Origin of the sequence: Qingshengfaniella alkalisoli (assembly GCF_007855645.1) — a bacterium.
GTDB classification, from domain to species: domain Bacteria; phylum Pseudomonadota; class Alphaproteobacteria; order Rhodobacterales; family Rhodobacteraceae; genus Qingshengfaniella; species Qingshengfaniella alkalisoli.
The window spans coordinates 738,100-754,175 of sequence record NZ_CP042261.1; the positions used below are offsets into that span (position 1 = coordinate 738,100).

Annotated in this window: 14 protein-coding genes and 2 tRNA genes; 6 read left to right on the plus strand and 10 right to left on the minus strand. The window is 57.5% G+C overall.

Annotation, left to right across the window (positions count from 1 at the left end; translation table 11 throughout):
* The first annotated feature begins 62 nt into the window (after positions 1-62).
* Positions 63-416: a hydroxyisourate hydrolase gene (uraH, locus tag FPZ52_RS03835; RefSeq protein WP_146363877.1), complete on the plus strand. Its 354-nt coding sequence runs from the start codon at positions 63-65 to the stop codon at positions 414-416.
* On the opposite strand, the gene FPZ52_RS03840 is transcribed toward uraH, so the two are convergent.
* The gene (locus tag FPZ52_RS03840) at positions 413-1,327 is read right to left on the minus strand and encodes a LysR family transcriptional regulator (protein ID WP_146363879.1); all 915 of its coding nucleotides are present in this window, start codon (positions 1,325-1,327) and stop codon (positions 413-415) included. The genes uraH and FPZ52_RS03840 overlap by 4 nt on opposite strands.
* A 96-nt stretch (positions 1,328-1,423) precedes the next feature.
* On the opposite strand from FPZ52_RS03840, the gene FPZ52_RS03845 reads away from it, so the two are divergent.
* Together FPZ52_RS03845 and FPZ52_RS03850 are read left to right on the plus strand one after the other, a co-directional pair.
* Positions 1,424-2,680, plus strand: coding sequence for a urate hydroxylase PuuD (locus tag FPZ52_RS03845; RefSeq protein ID WP_146363881.1), 1,257 nt, complete (start codon positions 1,424-1,426; stop codon positions 2,678-2,680).
* A 64-nt stretch (positions 2,681-2,744) separates the two neighbouring features.
* Positions 2,745-2,820: transfer RNA gene (locus FPZ52_RS03850), tRNA-Ile, on the plus strand.
* 25 nt (positions 2,821-2,845) lie between these two features.
* Here the strand turns inward: FPZ52_RS03850 and FPZ52_RS03855 are convergent.
* The 8 genes from FPZ52_RS03855 to FPZ52_RS03890 form a co-directional block, all read right to left on the minus strand.
* Entirely contained in the window at positions 2,846-3,703 is an 858-nt protein-coding gene (locus FPZ52_RS03855; protein ID WP_146363883.1) for an SMP-30/gluconolactonase/LRE family protein, read from the minus strand.
* On the minus strand, positions 3,700-4,305 hold the full coding sequence (locus tag FPZ52_RS03860) for a 2-dehydro-3-deoxy-6-phosphogalactonate aldolase (RefSeq protein ID WP_146363885.1): 606 nt from the start codon (positions 4,303-4,305) through the stop codon (positions 3,700-3,702). The genes FPZ52_RS03855 and FPZ52_RS03860 overlap by 4 nt, the downstream gene beginning before the upstream one ends.
* Positions 4,305-5,219 carry a 2-dehydro-3-deoxygalactonokinase gene (locus FPZ52_RS03865; RefSeq protein WP_146363887.1) on the minus strand — a complete coding sequence of 305 codons (915 nt, stop codon included), beginning with the start codon at positions 5,217-5,219 and terminating at the stop codon, positions 4,305-4,307. Before FPZ52_RS03865 ends, FPZ52_RS03860 begins: the two co-directional genes overlap by 1 nt.
* Positions 5,216-5,983 carry an SDR family NAD(P)-dependent oxidoreductase gene (locus tag FPZ52_RS03870; protein WP_146363889.1) on the minus strand — a complete coding sequence of 256 codons (768 nt, stop codon included), beginning with the start codon at positions 5,981-5,983 and terminating at the stop codon, positions 5,216-5,218. Before FPZ52_RS03870 ends, FPZ52_RS03865 begins: the two co-directional genes overlap by 4 nt.
* Before the next feature lie 100 nt (positions 5,984-6,083).
* Complete coding sequence (ilvN, locus tag FPZ52_RS03875; protein ID WP_146363891.1) at positions 6,084-6,647, minus strand: acetolactate synthase small subunit; 564 nt, start codon at positions 6,645-6,647, stop codon at positions 6,084-6,086.
* A gap of 13 nt (positions 6,648-6,660) precedes the next feature.
* Entirely contained in the window at positions 6,661-8,403 is a 1,743-nt protein-coding gene (locus FPZ52_RS03880) for an acetolactate synthase 3 large subunit (RefSeq protein WP_420851706.1), read from the minus strand.
* A gap of 379 nt (positions 8,404-8,782) precedes the next feature.
* Complete coding sequence (locus tag FPZ52_RS03885; protein ID WP_146363895.1) at positions 8,783-9,424, minus strand: response regulator transcription factor; 642 nt, start codon at positions 9,422-9,424, stop codon at positions 8,783-8,785.
* Positions 9,421-10,830: a cache domain-containing protein gene (locus FPZ52_RS03890; protein ID WP_240804396.1), complete on the minus strand. Its 1,410-nt coding sequence runs from the start codon at positions 10,828-10,830 to the stop codon at positions 9,421-9,423. The genes FPZ52_RS03885 and FPZ52_RS03890 overlap by 4 nt, the downstream gene beginning before the upstream one ends.
* 211 nt (positions 10,831-11,041) lie before the next feature.
* Here FPZ52_RS03890 and FPZ52_RS03895 point away from each other — a divergent pair, with 211 nt between their 5' ends.
* The 3 genes from FPZ52_RS03895 (at position 11,042) to FPZ52_RS03905 (ending at position 15,508) form a co-directional block, all read left to right on the plus strand.
* Positions 11,042-12,130, plus strand: a complete 1,089-nt coding sequence (locus tag FPZ52_RS03895; RefSeq protein WP_146363897.1) for a TRAP transporter substrate-binding protein — start codon at positions 11,042-11,044, stop codon at positions 12,128-12,130.
* Between the two features lie 85 nt (positions 12,131-12,215).
* Positions 12,216-13,133, plus strand: coding sequence for a TRAP transporter small permease subunit (locus tag FPZ52_RS03900; RefSeq protein WP_146363899.1), 918 nt, complete (start codon positions 12,216-12,218; stop codon positions 13,131-13,133).
* A 20-nt stretch (positions 13,134-13,153) separates the two neighbouring features.
* Positions 13,154-15,508, plus strand: a complete 2,355-nt coding sequence (locus FPZ52_RS03905; RefSeq protein ID WP_146363901.1) for a TRAP transporter large permease — start codon at positions 13,154-13,156, stop codon at positions 15,506-15,508.
* A gap of 397 nt (positions 15,509-15,905) precedes the next feature.
* Here the strand turns inward: FPZ52_RS03905 and FPZ52_RS03910 are convergent.
* Positions 15,906-15,980 (minus strand) — tRNA-Glu (locus FPZ52_RS03910).
* Between the last annotated feature and the right edge of the window lie 96 nt (positions 15,981-16,076).

Genomic DNA, 16,076 nt, shown 5'->3' on the forward strand with positions numbered 1-16,076 from the left:
TTTGACAGTTTCGCAAACAGGGCGAAGACATCAAGTTGCGCGGCAGGTTAAAGGAGAACACCATGGCCGGATATTTGACAACGCATGTTCTGGACACGGCACGGGGTTGCCCGGCCGCGGGGCTGAAGATCGAACTGTTCCGCATCGAGGGTGACAGCCGCACGCATCTGCGGACACTAGAAACCAATTCGGATGGACGTACCGACAGCCAAATCCTGCCGGAAGATGAATTCGAAACAGGGACTTACGAGCTGATCTTCCATGCCGGGACTTATCTGGACGCCTCGGGTGCGCCAAAGGAAGAGCCGCGCTTTCTCGATGTTATCCCGCTACGCTTCGGCATGTCGGAACCGGCTCATTACCACGTGCCGCTTCTGCTGTCGCCCTTCGGATACTCGACCTATCGCGGGAGCTAAAGCTCCAGTTCGCGAAGCTTTGCCCCAAGGCGCTGGACCATGTATTCCATGAACATGCGCGTCTTGGGGTCCTGATGCCGCCGGTGCGTGTACAGGCATGCCATCTGGATCGGTACCGGTGGGGTCTCTTCGGCGACTGGAACCAGCGCGCCGCTTTTCAGGTGCTGCGCGACCTCGAACACCGGCTTCAACGCTATGCCGTTGCCTGCCAGCGCCCAATCCGTCAGCACATCGCCATCATCCGATTCAAACCGTCCCGACACGTTGAACCGCTGCGGGCCGTCGGGTGTCGTGAGCCGCCACTGGAATTCGGCGGCACCCGGAAAGCGCAGGTTCAGGCATTCATGCTTGTCTCGCACCAGATCGTCGCCGGTCCTGGGCACGCCGCGCGCAGCGACATAGGACGGTGCTGCGCACAGCACGCGCTGGCAATCTGCGATCTTGCGGATACGCAGGTTCGAATCTTCCGGCACCCCCAGAAAGAACGCGACATCCAGCCCTTCTGCCGTGAGATCGACATTGCGGTCGGTCAGGCGAAGCCTGATGTCGACCAGCGGATGTTTTTCAGCAAATCCCGGAACTTCGGGGGCGATCAGTCGGCGTCCGACACCCAGCGGCGCGGCGACATGCAGCGTACCTTGCGGATTGGCGGTGACCGCCGTGACGCGTGCCTCGGCGTCTTCCACCGCATCAAGAATACTTCGCGCGCCGGTGTAGAAAATTTCACCATGTTCGGTCGGCGTCAGACTGCGCGTCGTGCGCTGAAACAGCCGAACGTTCAGATGCGCCTCAAGCTGCGATATCCTTGACGACGCTACAGCTGGTGACACACGCTGGTCACGTGCGGCGGCTGACATGCTGCCGAGCTCGTAAACGCGGACGAAGGTTCGAATGTTGTCGATATAGGACATATTTCGGCTTTTTTTGATACAGCTTGGCTTTTTATGTCAATACAATGAAAATGGAAACAGCACTAGTGTCGGTCGAAATCGGAACGAGGACTACCAATGCATGATTTCGCCATAATCTGGGACTGGGTCGCCTTCGCGGTCAGATGGCTGCATGTCATCACAGCGATTGCGTGGATCGGATCATCTTTCTACTTCGTCGCGCTCGATCTGGGCCTGCGCAAAGTACCGCATCTGCCGGCAGGGGCTTTCGGTGAGGAATGGCAGGTCCATGGGGGCGGTTTCTACCACATACAGAAATACCTGGTGGCACCGGAAAACATGCCCGATCACCTGATCTGGTTCAAATGGGAAAGCTACACCACCTGGCTGTCCGGCGCGGCGCTGCTGATGATCGTCTACTGGGTGGGGGCAGAGCTTTACCTGATCGATCCTGAAAAGGCCGATCTGGCGGTCTGGCAGGCGATCCTGATCTCTGCACTGTCGCTGTCCGTCGGTTGGTTGGTCTATGACCGGCTGTGTAAATCTGGGCTGGCGGAAAAGCCGACTTTCCTGATGATCCTGCTGTTTCTGCTGCTTGTCTGCATGTCCTATGGCTACAACCAGATCTTCACGGGGCGCGCGTCGCTGCTACATCTGGGTGCGTTCACCGCGACGATCATGACGGCCAACGTGTTCTTCATCATCATGCCCAACCAGCGCATCGTTGTGGCTGACTTGAAGGCTGGACGCACACCCGATCCGAAATACGGCAAGATCGCGAAACTGCGTTCGACGCATAACAACTACCTGACGCTTCCGGTTGTCTTCCTGATGTTGTCGAACCACTATCCGCTGGCCTTCGCGACTGATTACAGCTGGCTGATCGCAAGCCTTGTCTTCCTGATGGGCGTCACGATCCGGCACTTCTTCAACACGATGCATGCACGCAAGGGCGCGCCCGCCTGGACCTGGGCCGTGACGGCGATCCTGTTCATCATCATCGCGTGGCTATCCACGGCACCGTTGTTCACAGACTACGAGGAGGCGGAGGCCCGCCCCCTCACATCCTATGAACAAGCCTATGCAGACTCGGAGCATTTCGGAGAGGCCTATGACATCGTCATGGGCCGCTGTTCCATGTGCCATTCGCGCGAACCTGTGTGGGAAGGTATTCGTTGGGCGCCGAAAGGCGTTCTGCTGGATACCGAACAGGAGATCGCGCGCCATGCCAAGCAGATCTATCTGCAGGCTGGTGTAAGCCACGCCATGCCGCCCGCGAACATCACGGAACTGCCCGACACAGACCGCGTGAAGCTGGTAGAATGGTTCAAGAGCGTCGATTTCAGCGTGCAGCAAAGGCTCGCTTCGAACTAAAGACCTGGTTCACTCTCCCGAAGGGTTGACGATGCCACCCGTTCGTTTAATCAGCATCTCAGGCGGGCCTGTAGCTCAACGGTTAGAGCAGAGCGCTCATAACGCTTTGGTTGGGGGTTCAAATCCCTCCGGGCCTACCACCTGATTGCTGCGGACTTTCATTTGTCACAGTCGAACCTGGTGTTCCGGCTGTCCCTTGATGGACATCTCGAGGTGGAAGGTCCGCCCGGAATCGCGATGTCGTTCCAGATCTCTTTTCGACAGGCCCTGCGTTGCCGACGTGCAGAACAGCGTCTGCAATTTCTCTCCGCCGAAAGCCGGACAGGTGGTATGAGGGGCGGGGAAATCGACAGTGCTCAGGTGTTCGCCTTCCGGTGAATAGCATGCCACGCGACCCGCACCCCATTGTGCATTCCATATGTTGCCATCGGCATCGACGACCGCGCCATCCGGGTTGATCCCATCCTTTGAAAAATCGCGAAACAGGCGGGGAGCGCCCTCGGGCCAACCATCACCGCCAAGCGATTGACGCATCATCAGGCTCGTATCCGTGTCCGCGTAATAGGCGGTTCTGCCATCGGGAGCGAAGCAGATCGCATTCGTGATGCTGATATCAGGGACAATCTTGCGCAACTCGCCCTTGAAATAACGATAGATGCTGCCAGCTTTCGGTTCAGCTTTCTTGCCCATTGTGCCGATCCAGAAGCCACCAAATGGGTCCGCGCGCCCGTCATTGGATCGCGTGACGGGGTTGTCAGCTTCCAGTGGGCATAAATCGGTTACCTCGCCCGTTTCCAGATGAAACAGGAACAAACGGCGTTCAGAGGCGATCAAGAGCCGGTCATAATCCACCCAACCGGCAGCGGAAACCATTTCGTCGAACTGCCAATGGTGGTCTTCACCGTCCTTATGGTTGCTAAGCCGAGAGTTCAGGATGTCGAACCAGAACAATTCCTGCCGCTGCGGGTGCCAAAGCGGGCCTTCACCCAGATCGCTTACGCTGTCGCCAAGAATATGGGTCATGCCGAGGCCTCATCATAAGCGGCCACCAGCGTGGCGGCACGTGTTCCAACATCGGCGGCGCTCATGCCGGGGGTGTAGAGCGATGTGCCGATACCAAAGCCGTTCGCGCCTGCATTCAGCCACTCGCCGAAGTTTGTCTCGCCGACACCCCCGACAGCAAACAGTTCGGCCTCGGGCGGTAGAACTGCTTTCATCGCTTTCAGACCGGCGGGTCCGATCAGGTTACCCGGGAAAAATTTCAACCCATCCGCTCCCGCATGGAGGGCGGCGAAGGCTTCGGTTGGGGTCATTACACCGGGAAAGCTGAGCAATCCTGCGGCCTTGGTCGCCTTGATGACATCGGTGTCGCAATTTGGGGACACGACCAGTCTTCCCCCTGCATCGACCAACTGGCTGACCTGATCTGGGCGCAGCACCGTGCCCGCGCCAATCAGGGCTTTCCCGTCGAAGGCATCAGACATGCGACGAATCGATTCGAAGGGTTCAGGTGAATTCAGCGGTACTTCGATTCGATCAATTCCGGCACCGATCAGCGCAGAGGTCACGTCCAGCGCCTCGTCCGGGGTCAGGCCACGAAGAATGGCAATCAATGGGCGTGACATCAGCGTTTCTCCAGTTCGTGCTTGGCGGCGATGAGGCCGGCAAGAGTCATGTCGGTCGGGTCGGTGCGCTTGCTGTCGACACTACGTCGTGACAGCGCGCGGGCATACAGATCACATAGCCGGTCGGCGCCAATCAATGGAATAGGGCTGTCCGTGTCATGTGGCAGTCGGTTGGCAATTTCTGCCCCGATCAGCAGTCCGGACAGCCTGGCACGGGCAGAACCTTGCGTTAACCCATGCAGCAACCCTTCCGCACGAAGTGAGAACAGCTTGGCGAGGGTAGCCTCCGGGGTCTGCAGCGCCTCGTCAACGCCCAGGTCAAAAGCCGCGGCGTCCCAATCATCGGTTTGCACGGAATGCCTCAGGACGGTTGTGGTCGAGATCGCTTGGAACAGATCGCCGGTCATGCAGGTGGCAAAGCTGTGGATCTGTCCATTGGCTACGTGTGCCCATTTGGTGTGCGTGCCCGGCAAGCAAAGCTGACCGGCGAAATCCGGGTTGGACAGCAAGAAACCCGCGATCTGGGTTTCTTCTCCGCGCATGACATCAGCTGGCTGCATCTGGCAAACGCCAGGGATGAGCCAGACCGACAGACCGCTGTCCCGAGTCGGTGCAAGGGTGCAATTCGCGGCGACAGGCGGGCAGGGGGCGATGGCGTATTCGGCCTCGATCCAGCCTTGTCGAGCACCGACCATGCCGCACGCGATGCAGTTGAGGGGGCCACTTTCAGCGCGCCAAGGCGAAATCAGTTCGACTAGGCTGGCTTCGAATTCGTCAGGGCGCAGCTTTCCCATACCCTTGTCTGAGCTTGCGGTGGCCAGAGGGCGATCGTCTCTATCCATCGCCCAGCAACGAAGATGAGAGGTTCCCCAGTCAATCGCCACCCATGCGAGGCGGTCCACCGTGCCTGTCATCCCGTCACCACGAAACCGCCATCAATCACAAGCGCCTGGCCCGTCATCATGCGGCTTGTGTCGGAGGCCAGAAACAGAACGCCCTCAGCAATATCAGACGGAACAAGGTGCTCCTTGAGGCATTGACGCTCAAGATGGGCGGCGAGCGCTTCAGGACTGGCCCACTTGTCCTTCTGGCGTTCGGTCAGAACCCAGCCGGGCATCAACGCATTCACCCGAATACCGTCGGCGCCGAGTTCGCGGGCCAGGCTGCGGCTCATTCCGTTTATGCCGGCATTTGCCGTGGAATAACCGACCAGTCCGGGTGCCCCCATCATGTAAGTGATGGAACTGAAATTGACGATTGCTCCACGGCCGGCCTTCCGCATCGCGGGGGCGACCGCCTGACAGGCGAAGAAGTAAGGCTTCAGGTTAATGGACTGGCACCGGTCCCAATACTCCTCGGTCACATCCTCGACATTGTGTCGGTCGTCATTGGCCGCGTTGTTGACCAGCACGTCGATTGGTCCGTGAAAGTCGCTGGCCTGATCGATAGCCGATTGCAGGGCCGATATGTCAGTGATGTCACAGGCAATGAACTGGGGGCGGTTGCCATGCTTGGCTTCGATGTCGTCGCAAAATGCTGTCGCATCGGATCGCTGCACAAAGGCCACCTTCGCGCCCTGTGCTATGAAGGCTTCGGTCAGCGCTGCACCTATCCCTGAGCCACCTCCGGTGATGAAGACCGATTTCCCCTTAAGGTCGTGGAATGTGGCGTTGCCCATTTGCCTGTCTCTCCCGCAGCGTCTGTTTGCGGTAACAAACATCAACGCCGCGAGAGCTTCAAGCTGATTTGTCGAACAAATACTGTCCGGGTCGAGGTGCTTACTTCGCGCCTCGGGATAGGGCGGCAATCCCGGTACGGGCGACCTCGATCAGACCCAACGGGCGCATCAGATCCGCGAAGGCATCAACCTTGTCCGGTGTGCCGGTGATCTCGAAGATGAAGCTGTTGAGCGACGTATCCACGACCTTTGCACGGAAGATGTCGGCCAGGCGCAGGGCCTCGACCCGTTTCTCGCCTTCGCCCGTCACCTTGATGAGGGCCAGTTCGCGTTCAACAGACGGTCCTTCTACCGTCAGATCATGCACCTCGTAGACGGGCACCATCCGCTCCAGCTGCGCCTTGATTTGGTGAATCACTTGCGGCGTTCCGGTCGTCACGACGGTGATGCGAGACCTGTGTCCGGTGTGGTCGATTTCTGCCACGGTCAGGCTGTCGATGTTGTAGCCACGCCCGGAAAACAGCCCGATCACGCGGGCTAGAACCCCGCTTTCATTGTCGACCACGACCGCCAATGTATGCCTTTCCTGCGCATCGCTCAGATGGCTGCGCAGGTCATAGGCAGAGTGCTTGGACGTGCCTTTTTTTATTTTGAGTGCAGACATTTATTGCGTTCCCTTAAACCAGAACAGCGCCGGGAGTGCCGATGGCACCATGCGTGGAGGCTTCGCCTAGAAGCATCTTGTTGTGCGGCTCGCCCGACGGGATCATCGGGAAACAGTTCTCATGCTTCTCAACCAGGCAATCGAAGATCACCGGGCCGTCATGGTCCAGCATTTCCATGATCGCGTCATCCAGATCGGCAGGGTCATTGCAAATGATGCCCTTGGCTCCGAAAGCTTCGGCCAGCTTCACAAAATCGGGCAGGGCTTCGGACCAGCTGTGGCTGTAGCGTTCGCCATGGAGCAATTCCTGCCATTGGCGTACCATGCCGAGCCGTTCATTGTTGAGGATGAATTGTTTGACCGGCAGGCGGAACTGAACAGCCGTACCCATCTCCTGCATGTTCATCAGCCAGGACGCTTCGCCCGCAACGTTGATGACGAGCGCGTCGGGGTGTGCGACCTGAACACCGATGGAAGCAGGGAACCCGTAGCCCATGGTTCCCAGACCACCGGAGGTCATCCAGCGGTTTGGATCGTCGAAGCCAAGGAATTGCGCCGCCCACATCTGGTGCTGGCCAACCTCGGTGGTAATGTAGCGATCACGCCCCTTGGTCAGTGCTTCGAGACGTTCCAGCGCGTATTGTGGTTTGATCGTTTTTTCGGATCTTGTGTAGTCAAGACACCGGACCTTCTTCCAGTCGTTGATGCTCGCCCACCACTTCGCGATACCTTCTGCATTGGTTTTCGCGCCTCTGGATTTCCACAGGGCCAGAACCTCTTCCAGAACGGTGCCAACATCGCCGATAATCGGGATATCGGCATGGATGACCTTGTTGATGGAAGACGGATCGATGTCGATATGCGCCTTGATCGAATGCGGGCTGAAATCCTGAACCCGGCCGGTGATACGGTCGTCGAAGCGCGCCCCGACATTGATCATCAGGTCACAGCCATGCATGGCGAGGTTGGCTTCATACAGCCCGTGCATTCCCAGCATACCCAACCAGTTGTCGCCGGACGCGGGATACGCACCCAAACCCATCAGGGTGGAGGTGACGGGGAAATTCGTCGCGCCGACCAACTCGCGCAGCAGCGCACTGGCTTGCGGGCCCGAATTGATAACTCCGCCGCCGGTGTAGAAGATTGGGCGTTCGGCAGTTTCGATCAGTTCGACCAGGCGTTCGATCTGTTCCGGATCGCCTTTCACACGCGGCTGGTAATGCCCGGTCGATGCCTTTTCGGGCGAGACGTAGGTGCCCGAAGCAAACTGAACATCCTTCGGGACATCGACCAGCACGGGGCCGGGCCGACCGGACTTGGCAACGTGAAATGCCTGATGGATCGTGCCGGCCAGATCCGCCGTATCCTTCACCAGCCAGTTGTGCTTGGTGCACGGGCGCGTAATGCCAACGGTGTCCGCTTCCTGAAAGGCGTCGTTGCCGATCATGAAGGTGGGGACCTGACCCGAAAGAACTATCAAAGGGATCGAGTCGAGCAGCGCGTCGGTCAGCCCCGTAACCGCATTGGTTGCGCCGGGGCCGGAGGTTACCAGAACGACGCCGGGTTTGCCCGTCGAGCGGGCATATCCCTCGGCCGCGTGAACCGCGCCCTGTTCGTGCCGCACCAGAATGTGACGAATGTCATTCTGCTGAAAAATTGCGTCGTAAATCGGTAGGACAGCACCACCGGGATATCCGAATACGACGTCCACACCCTGATCTTTCAGGGCCTGAACCACCATCTTCGCTCCGGTCATCTTGGTCATCGTTTTGCTCCGTATTGTGATGCCATCCATGATGCAGTCATAAAAAAGCCCCCGAAGTTACTCGAGGGCGCATGCGGTCATTATGGTGTACGTTACCGACCCATGCGCCAATATCCAATTAGGACCACTACAAGAGAGTTCATAATCGAGGTTCCCCTTTACGATAGCGGGACTTTATGTGCGGCTGCGGCGAAGGTCAACCTCATGTTCGGAAATTTAATGTCGCAAAGATGCCAAGAATCGACATTTTACAAAAGAAGTGACAAATTTCCTGTAATTAAAGGAATATCTGGTGCTGTTTCGCACAATTTTGGGCTTTGGCCCGCGCCAATACGTGAATCCAGGTGAACGAAGCGGCAGAAGATGCACTTCAGAGACGCACACCCGTGCCTTGCAAAACACCATGTTCCAGTGCGTAGCGCGTCAGCCCTGCCGTGCTGCTGATACCCAGTTTGCGCTTTATGTTCTTGCGGTGGGTTTCGACCGTACGGATGGATATATCCAGCTCCGCGGCGACCTCCTTGTTCGACCGTCCCTGCGCCAGTTGCAGCAGCACGGTTTGCTCGCGCGACGTAAGTGGCTCGCGCCCATCTGCGGTTTTCGGTGCAAGCGAGGCGGTTGCGCCCGTGCACAGGTATCGGTCGCCGCGCATGACCGTGTCGATCGCGGTCTTGATCTCCTCTGTCGGGACGTCCTTCAGCACATATCCCAGCGCGCCATGTGACAGCGCCGTGCTGATGTATTCGGCCGTATCATGCATCGACAGGATAAGAATGCGCATGTCTGGGGCGCGTTCCAGGATCATCTCGGTCGCGGTCAACCCTCCGATATCGGGCATATTCAGATCCATTAGGATCACGTCTGGCCGAAGATCGGGAACGCTTTGCACCGCCTCTCGTCCCGTGGTCAGCGTGCCGACGATGTTGATATCGTCATAGGTTTCCAGAATGGCGCGGACGCCCTCGGCCACCATTGGGTGATCGTCCACAATCAATACTCTGGTGGCGGTCATGCGTTTCGTCCTGTCTTGCTTTCCGGCGTCAGCATGTGGCTCAGCGGCACACGGGCTTCAATGGTGGTTCCGTCGCGACTGCTGTCTATGCTGAATTCGCCATCAAGTTGTTCGACCCGTTCTTGCATGTTGCGCAGCCCCAATCCCGGACCATTCCGAGTGTCGCGTATCCCGCATCCATTGTCACGTATCCAAAGCGTCCCGCCATGTTTGTGCCCGTAGAGCTTGATTTCCACCTGTGTCGCGCCGGAGTGCCGTTCGACGTTTGTCAGCGCCTCTTGGGCGATTCGATAGAGTGCAATGCGGGCGTCCTTGTCGAGGCGGTTGTGAAACACCACGGTTTGAAACTGGGTTTCGATCCCGGTGCGTTTGCTGAAGTCTTCCGTCAGCGCTTGAAGGGCAGGACCGAGACCCAGATCATCCAGAATAGCCGGCCGGAGGTCGCGGCTGATGCGCCTGACCTCATGAATCGCGACATTGAGGTGGCTCACACCGCCTTGCAGGGTTGTTTCCGCGCGTGCATCTCCGCTGGACACTTGGCGCCGGGCCAGTTCCAGTGCGTAACGGATACCCACCAAGATCTGGCTGATACTGTCATGAAGTTCTCGGGCCACGCGGCTGCGTTCTTCTTCCTGCGCGTCAACGATCCGTTGCGTCAGTTGATGCTGCTTGCGATCGGCCGCACGCCGGTCGCGGATGTTCAGCCCTAAACCGGTGGAATAAACCATGAGCAACGCGCCGAGCGCGATTGCACCGATATAGATAAAGGTCCTCCGAATTCGCCGCTGGACTTCAGCACGTGTGGCCGCGACGGCCTCGATAATGTCATCGACGAAAATGCCGGTGCCGATTACCCACTGCCAGTCCTGTAACCCGATGACATAAGATACCATCTGTGCCGTTTCGCCCGTGGATGGTTTTTCCCATTCGAAGCTATGATATCCGCCACCGTTTCGTGCGATCTTGATCAGCTCGTCGGTTATCGGCGTGCCATGGGTATCGGTTAAGCCACTCCAGTTTCTGCCAATGAGTTCCGTTCGGCGTGGCGCGACCAGGTTGTTGCCGTCATAGTCGAACACGAAGAAATACCCATCCGCCCCGAAGGTCATGGATGATAGAATCTGACCGGCAGCGAGTTTGGCTGCTTCGTCATCGGGCGCTGCGCGTCCATAGATGTTGATGATGGCGTTGCGGGCGATCGAAAGGTAGTTGCGGAGTTCCGCTTCCTTTGCTGCCACTAACTGTGTCTCGAGCGTGCGGATCTCGCGTTCGGCCAGTTGTCGTTCCTGGAAGGCGACCAGTAGGGCAATCGCGGCAACAGCCAGCACCAGTGGAATAGAGGCCAGCAGCACCATTTTCTGGCGCAGGTTCAGTGTGCGTCCAAGGCTTAGCAGGGGGTGCTCCATCATGCGTTCCAGGGCTGCTGCGCACCATATCTCTCTGACTTGCTTTGTCACGACATGCGTAACCAAACGTAAATGATCCAGAAAATGTACTTTTATTACGTCTGGCTACGTAGTTTTAGGTATTTTCTGATCATTTGGCGAAAGCTACGGTCCGATCCACCAAAAAAGAATCCGTCTAGGTCATAACGAGTCCAACAGGGAGGACAACTTAATGGATCGCCGTTCATTTCTTCGCACTTCTGCTCTGGGTGGTGGTGCAGCCGCTGCTTCGAGCCTGGCAGCACCAGCCGTTGCACAAGGGGCACCGCGCAAGCTGACAATGGTGACGACTTGGCCGCGAGGCTTTGCCGGCCTGGCCGACGCTGCGGACAAAACTGCTGAAAACATTAACGCCATCTCGGACGGTGCGCTTGAAGTCGAAGTCAAACATGCAGGCGAACTGGTCGGTGCGTTCGAAGTTTTCGACGCCGTATCCTCCGGTCAGGCGGACATGTATCATGGCGCGGATTACTACTTCATCAACCAGCACCCGGCATTTGCGTTCTACACCGGTGTTCCGTTCGGCATGACTGCAGAGGAGCACAACAATTGGTATTACCACGGTGGCGGGATGGAACAGCACCACTCGCTGGGTGAGATATTCAATATCAAATCCTTCCTGGCTGGTAACACCGGCGCGCAGGCCGGCGGTTGGTTCCGCAAGGAAATCAATGGCCCGGAAGACTTTCAGGGATTGAAGTTCCGTATGCCGGGTCTGGGCGGCAAGGCACTCGGATACATGGGCGTATCCGTGCAGAACTTGCCCGGAGGCGAAATTTATCAGGCTCTGTCGTCCGGTGCGATCGACGGCACCGAATGGGTCGGTCCGTGGTCGGACGAAAAGATCGGTTTCCAGGAAATTACCAAGTTCTACTATACCGCAGGTTTCCATGAGCCTGCTGCGGGTCTTTCACTGGCGACGAACCTCGAAGTGTTCAACGACCTGACGCCAACGCAACAGAAGCAGATCGAGATCGCTTGTGGCCATGCAGATCACTGGAATCTTGCCCAGTACGGTATGAACAATGGCGCCGCGCTGCAGCGTCTGTCCTCTGCTGGAGTGAAAATTCTCGAATTCCCCGACAGTGTTTGGGACGCGTTCGGTTCGGCGTCGCAGAAGGTCTATGAAGAGTTCATGGGCGACGACATCTTCAAGGAAACCTACGACAACTATATGGAAAAAATGAAAGCCTCGTCGGGCTGGATCAATCGTGCCTCCGGTGCCTATGCTCGTCAGCGTGACCGCGTACTCGGCAGTTGATCGAAAGCATAGACTTTGCAGCCCGCCTTGCCTTCAGGAGGCGGGCTGTTCCGTTTGAACACGTCACTTTCTCGAGGAGCGCGACATGGAGGAGCCATCGGGTCCGGGCGGCATTGTGGGCTTCCTGATCTGGATCGTCCAGAACATCGCCGGGGCATTCTACAGCGCTGGTTGGGCAATCACTCATCCCGCCGACTGGCTGGATTGGTCGAACAAGGAATCACTTGTTCGTTTCATTTACTACGGCGGATCGGTAGAGTTTTTCTTCTTCGTGCTCACGGCCTTCTTGTTGCTGACGATCATCGGCATCTGGCGGGGGCAGGTGCTTTGGGGCTACGTTCGTGTGGTCGAATGGTTCGGCAACTCCGTGGGGCGCTTCTTCGCATGGGCCGGCCTGATCATGGTGCTACAGCAGACCATGATCGTTTTCCTTCAACGTATCTTCCTGGTCTCCGAGATTTCGATGGGACCATTCGGGACGATGTTCACCAAGGATCTGTCGTGGTTCTCGGAAGAACTGAAGCTCTACAACGCCATGGTGGTATCGTTGTGCTGCGCCTACACCTTTATTCAGGGCGGCCATGTGCGTGTTGATCTGGTTTACGGAGCCATTTCACGTCGCAGGAAAAAGTATATCGATATGTTTGGTGCACTGTTCTTCATGGTACCGGTGCTGGTTCTAACCTGGATGTATAGCTGGTTCTTCCTGTGGCGGCATTTGATCACACCGAAGATTTCGGCGTCGGATCAACTGGATCTCATCATGCGAAAGGCAACCATCGTAAAATGGAACGTTGAAACCATTGGCTTCTCGCCGAACGGGTTCAACGCGTATTTCCTGTTCAAGGTGCTGATCCTTGCTTTCGTTTTCATGATGTTCCTGCAGGCGATGGCCTTCTTCTACCGCAATTTCATGGAGCTTCGTGAAGGTGAGGCGTCCGATGACAAATATCTCGATCGCGATGTGCAGACTGACGATGGTCTGACGCACGCGGCGCAATAAGACAACAGGGGCGGGACCAGATGCTTTTCGGACTTGATGGGGTCGAAATCGGCCTGATCATCGTTTTCCTTTGCCTTTTCGGCGGGATAATGACCGGCTTTCCGGTGGCGTTTGCCATCGGCGGGGCGGGTATTCTGTCTTTTGGAATTATCGCGGCGCTTGATAGTGCCGGGTTGCTGATTCATCAGGCGGTCGACACATCGAGCGAAGCGTATAGCGCGCTGATCGCCGAGGGTGTTGCTCGAATAGATATCACAACGTTCCGATATCCGGATCTACCAAGAATAGCCGAGCCGTTATTCGCTGGCGGTTGGGAACAGGCGATGGATCGCAACCTGTCCTTCATCGTCAACCGGATGAATGAACGCGTCATCGCGGGGGCTTCGATCGAGACGTTGCTTGCAGTGCTGATGTTCGTGATGATGGGCATCACGCTGGAGCGCTCGCGCATCGCGAATGATCTGCTGACCACGATGGCGAAGGTTTTCGGACCGCTGCCTGGTGGTTTGGCTGTGTCTGTGGTGGTCGTGGGGGCGTTTCTTGCGGCATCCACTGGCATTGTCGGTGCGACGGTTGTCACCATGGGTCTGCTGTCGCTTCCAACGATGCTGCGTAACAATTACTCGCCGGAACTTGCAACGGGTGTGATTGCTGCATCCGGAACGTTGGGGCAGATCATTCCGCCGTCCATCGTGATCGTGCTTCTGGGAACGTTGGCGGGCGACCTGTATTCTGCCGCGCAGGAAACCCGCGCCGTAGCTGCCGGATGTTCCGATGCGCTGACCTATCTGGGACAGGCGGCTGTTGTGTCGGTTGGCACGTTGTTTCAGGCAGCACTTCTGCCGGGAATTCTGCTGGCAGTGCTCTATGCCGCTTATGCCTTCGGCTATGCGATGTACGACCCGCGCCACGCACCGCCAGTTATCAGTGAGCGGAGCGGCAGTGAGATCATCACGCGCAACGAAGCACTGGGTTGGTTTCTGTTCGTTCCGGCACTGCTGATCGGCGGCACCATTGCGCTGACCTCGCTGGGCGTTGTCGGGTCACAGACTATCATCGTCGACAGTTACTCCGACGCTGGGCAGGGCGCGGTTCTGCGCACGAATGTGTCGGAGCAGTGCCAAGCCTCCATGATCGAATTGCACGGTCAGGAGAAATGGGATCTTGCGATCGAGCAGCAGGAAGCAATTGCGGCGCAAGGCGGGCTGGAAATTAGCCATGCCCTGTCCGAGGATGAAATCGCGGAGGCGCGCACCCGGAAGATCGCAGCCGCCGCACCTTTGGGCACCGGCGTCACGATCATCATGCTGCTGCTGGCGCTGACATTGACCACGGCGCGCGGTGTTTCACCCACGGCTGACGGACGTCCTATCTGGATCGGTCTGGGTGGTGTTGTGCTGGGTCTGCTTGTGGACTTCCTGTTCATCGGCCCGACCACGACGCCCGGCCAATGTGTGCTGTTGCTGGCCATTCCTGTCACCATCGCGCTTTACGGCTGCGGACCGGCGGTCAAAAGGCTCGGCAAGAATGATCTGATCCGCGTAGTCTTCCCGCCGCTGGTGTTGATTGTGGCCGTTCTCGGGTCGATCCTTGGCGGGATCACGAATCCGACGCCTGCCGCGGCACTGGGGGCCTCGGGCGCGATCATGCTGGCCGCATATCGTCGGCTGAAGGATGAAGGGCGCACCGGGAAGGTCATTATCGGCGCGAGTTTCGCTATTGTTATCATGATCTTGCTGGGTGTGAACTTCGACCTTCGCATCAACCGCGAAGATGTACCGTTCGAGGACTGGGTCGCGTTCATCATGGCGCAGGGTGCGTATCACTTCGCGTTCTTCGGTATACTCTACAGTTGCTGGGTGCTTTTCAGAACCGGTGTTCTTGGACCGGTTGTCCGGGAAACAGCCAAGGTCACCTCGATGGTGTTCACCATCTTGATCGGGTCGCAGCTTTTGAATCTGGTGGTGATTTCCTTTGGCGGTGAGCACTACATCCAGGGATTTCTGCGGAGCTTCGATCAGGAGTGGAAGGTCTTTCTGATCGTGATGCTGGTGCTGTTCATCCTGGGTTTTGTGCTTGATTTCCTTGAGATCATCTACATCGTCGTGCCGATCGTCGGACCGGTCATCTATGGCGGAACGATGGATCCGAAATGGGTGACGATCATGATCGCGGTCAATTTGCAGACCAGCTTCCTGACCCCGCCTTTCGGCTTTGCGCTGTTCTATCTGCGCGGGGTCGCACCGCCCGAGGTGACCACGACCCACATCTATCGCGGCGTGCTGCCATTCGTTCTGATCCAGGTGGTCGGTTTGCTACTGCTTTGGTTTTTCCCGCAGGTCGTCACGATTGTACCGAGCCTGATGGGCGGCTAGACGCGTACACAAGCGGTGCACGGGGCGTACACCGTTCGTGCGCTGTACAGGAAGATCGCGAAAAGGCTCGCCATAATGGCGGGCCTTTTCCTTGTGCTGAGCAGTAGACGCGTCTTCTCCGGTCTCATCGCACCGTGGTGGACGGTGAGGCGCTGCACGAAATTGGCCAGATGCAGGAGGTGCTGCAGCGGTACACTACCCAGGGATCGCGGCCGCTTCTTTGGCTTTGTCGGCGGTCACAGAGCGCGCAAATGTGCCATTTCATTCACGCGCTGGCAGAAGCATGGCTGTTGGGAAGCGGTGTTCGGAGCACATCTTTTAGACGCGCTACACAGCGAGAGCAGCCTTGTTAAACCGATCCGAATTATCTGTAAATGCAACAACTTCCTAAAGGAAGTGGTAGCCCGTAGGGGAATCGAACCCCTCTTTCCAGGTTGAAAACCTGGCGTCCTAACCGATAGACGAACGGGCCAGCGCCGTGGCGTGAGGCGGTAATTAGGCAAATCGCGGGGGGGGCGCAAGAGCAAATTTCGAAAAAAATGCGTTTCTTTGAAAGCTATTTGAGCGA

Excerpts from the sequence above, each read along its gene's own strand:
- ilvN (WP_146363891.1), bottom strand. The coding sequence starts at position 6,647 with ATGTCTGCACTCAAAATAAAAAAAGGCACGTCCAAGCACTCTGCCTAT.
- FPZ52_RS03885 (WP_146363895.1), bottom strand. The coding sequence starts at position 9,424 with ATGACCGCCACCAGAGTATTGATTGTGGACGATCACCCAATGGTGGCC.
- FPZ52_RS03865 (WP_146363887.1), bottom strand. The coding sequence starts at position 5,219 with ATGACAGGCACGGTGGACCGCCTCGCATGGGTGGCGATTGACTGGGGA.
- FPZ52_RS03840 (WP_146363879.1), bottom strand. The coding sequence starts at position 1,327 with ATGTCCTATATCGACAACATTCGAACCTTCGTCCGCGTTTACGAGCTC.
- FPZ52_RS03890 (WP_240804396.1), bottom strand. The coding sequence starts at position 10,830 with ATGGAGCACCCCCTGCTAAGCCTTGGACGCACACTGAACCTGCGCCAG.
- FPZ52_RS03860 (WP_146363885.1), bottom strand. The coding sequence starts at position 4,305 with ATGTCACGCCCATTGATTGCCATTCTTCGTGGCCTGACCCCGGACGAG.
- FPZ52_RS03895 (WP_146363897.1), top strand. The coding sequence starts at position 11,042 with ATGGATCGCCGTTCATTTCTTCGCACTTCTGCTCTGGGTGGTGGTGCA.
- FPZ52_RS03870 (WP_146363889.1), bottom strand. The coding sequence starts at position 5,983 with ATGGGCAACGCCACATTCCACGACCTTAAGGGGAAATCGGTCTTCATC.
- FPZ52_RS03905 (WP_146363901.1), top strand. The coding sequence starts at position 13,154 with ATGCTTTTCGGACTTGATGGGGTCGAAATCGGCCTGATCATCGTTTTC.
- FPZ52_RS03855 (WP_146363883.1), bottom strand. The coding sequence starts at position 3,703 with ATGACCCATATTCTTGGCGACAGCGTAAGCGATCTGGGTGAAGGCCCG.
- uraH (WP_146363877.1), top strand. The coding sequence starts at position 63 with ATGGCCGGATATTTGACAACGCATGTTCTGGACACGGCACGGGGTTGC.
- FPZ52_RS03900 (WP_146363899.1), top strand. The coding sequence starts at position 12,216 with ATGGAGGAGCCATCGGGTCCGGGCGGCATTGTGGGCTTCCTGATCTGG.
- FPZ52_RS03845 (WP_146363881.1), top strand. The coding sequence starts at position 1,424 with ATGCATGATTTCGCCATAATCTGGGACTGGGTCGCCTTCGCGGTCAGA.
- FPZ52_RS03880 (WP_420851706.1), bottom strand. The coding sequence starts at position 8,403 with ATGACCGGAGCGAAGATGGTGGTTCAGGCCCTGAAAGATCAGGGTGTG.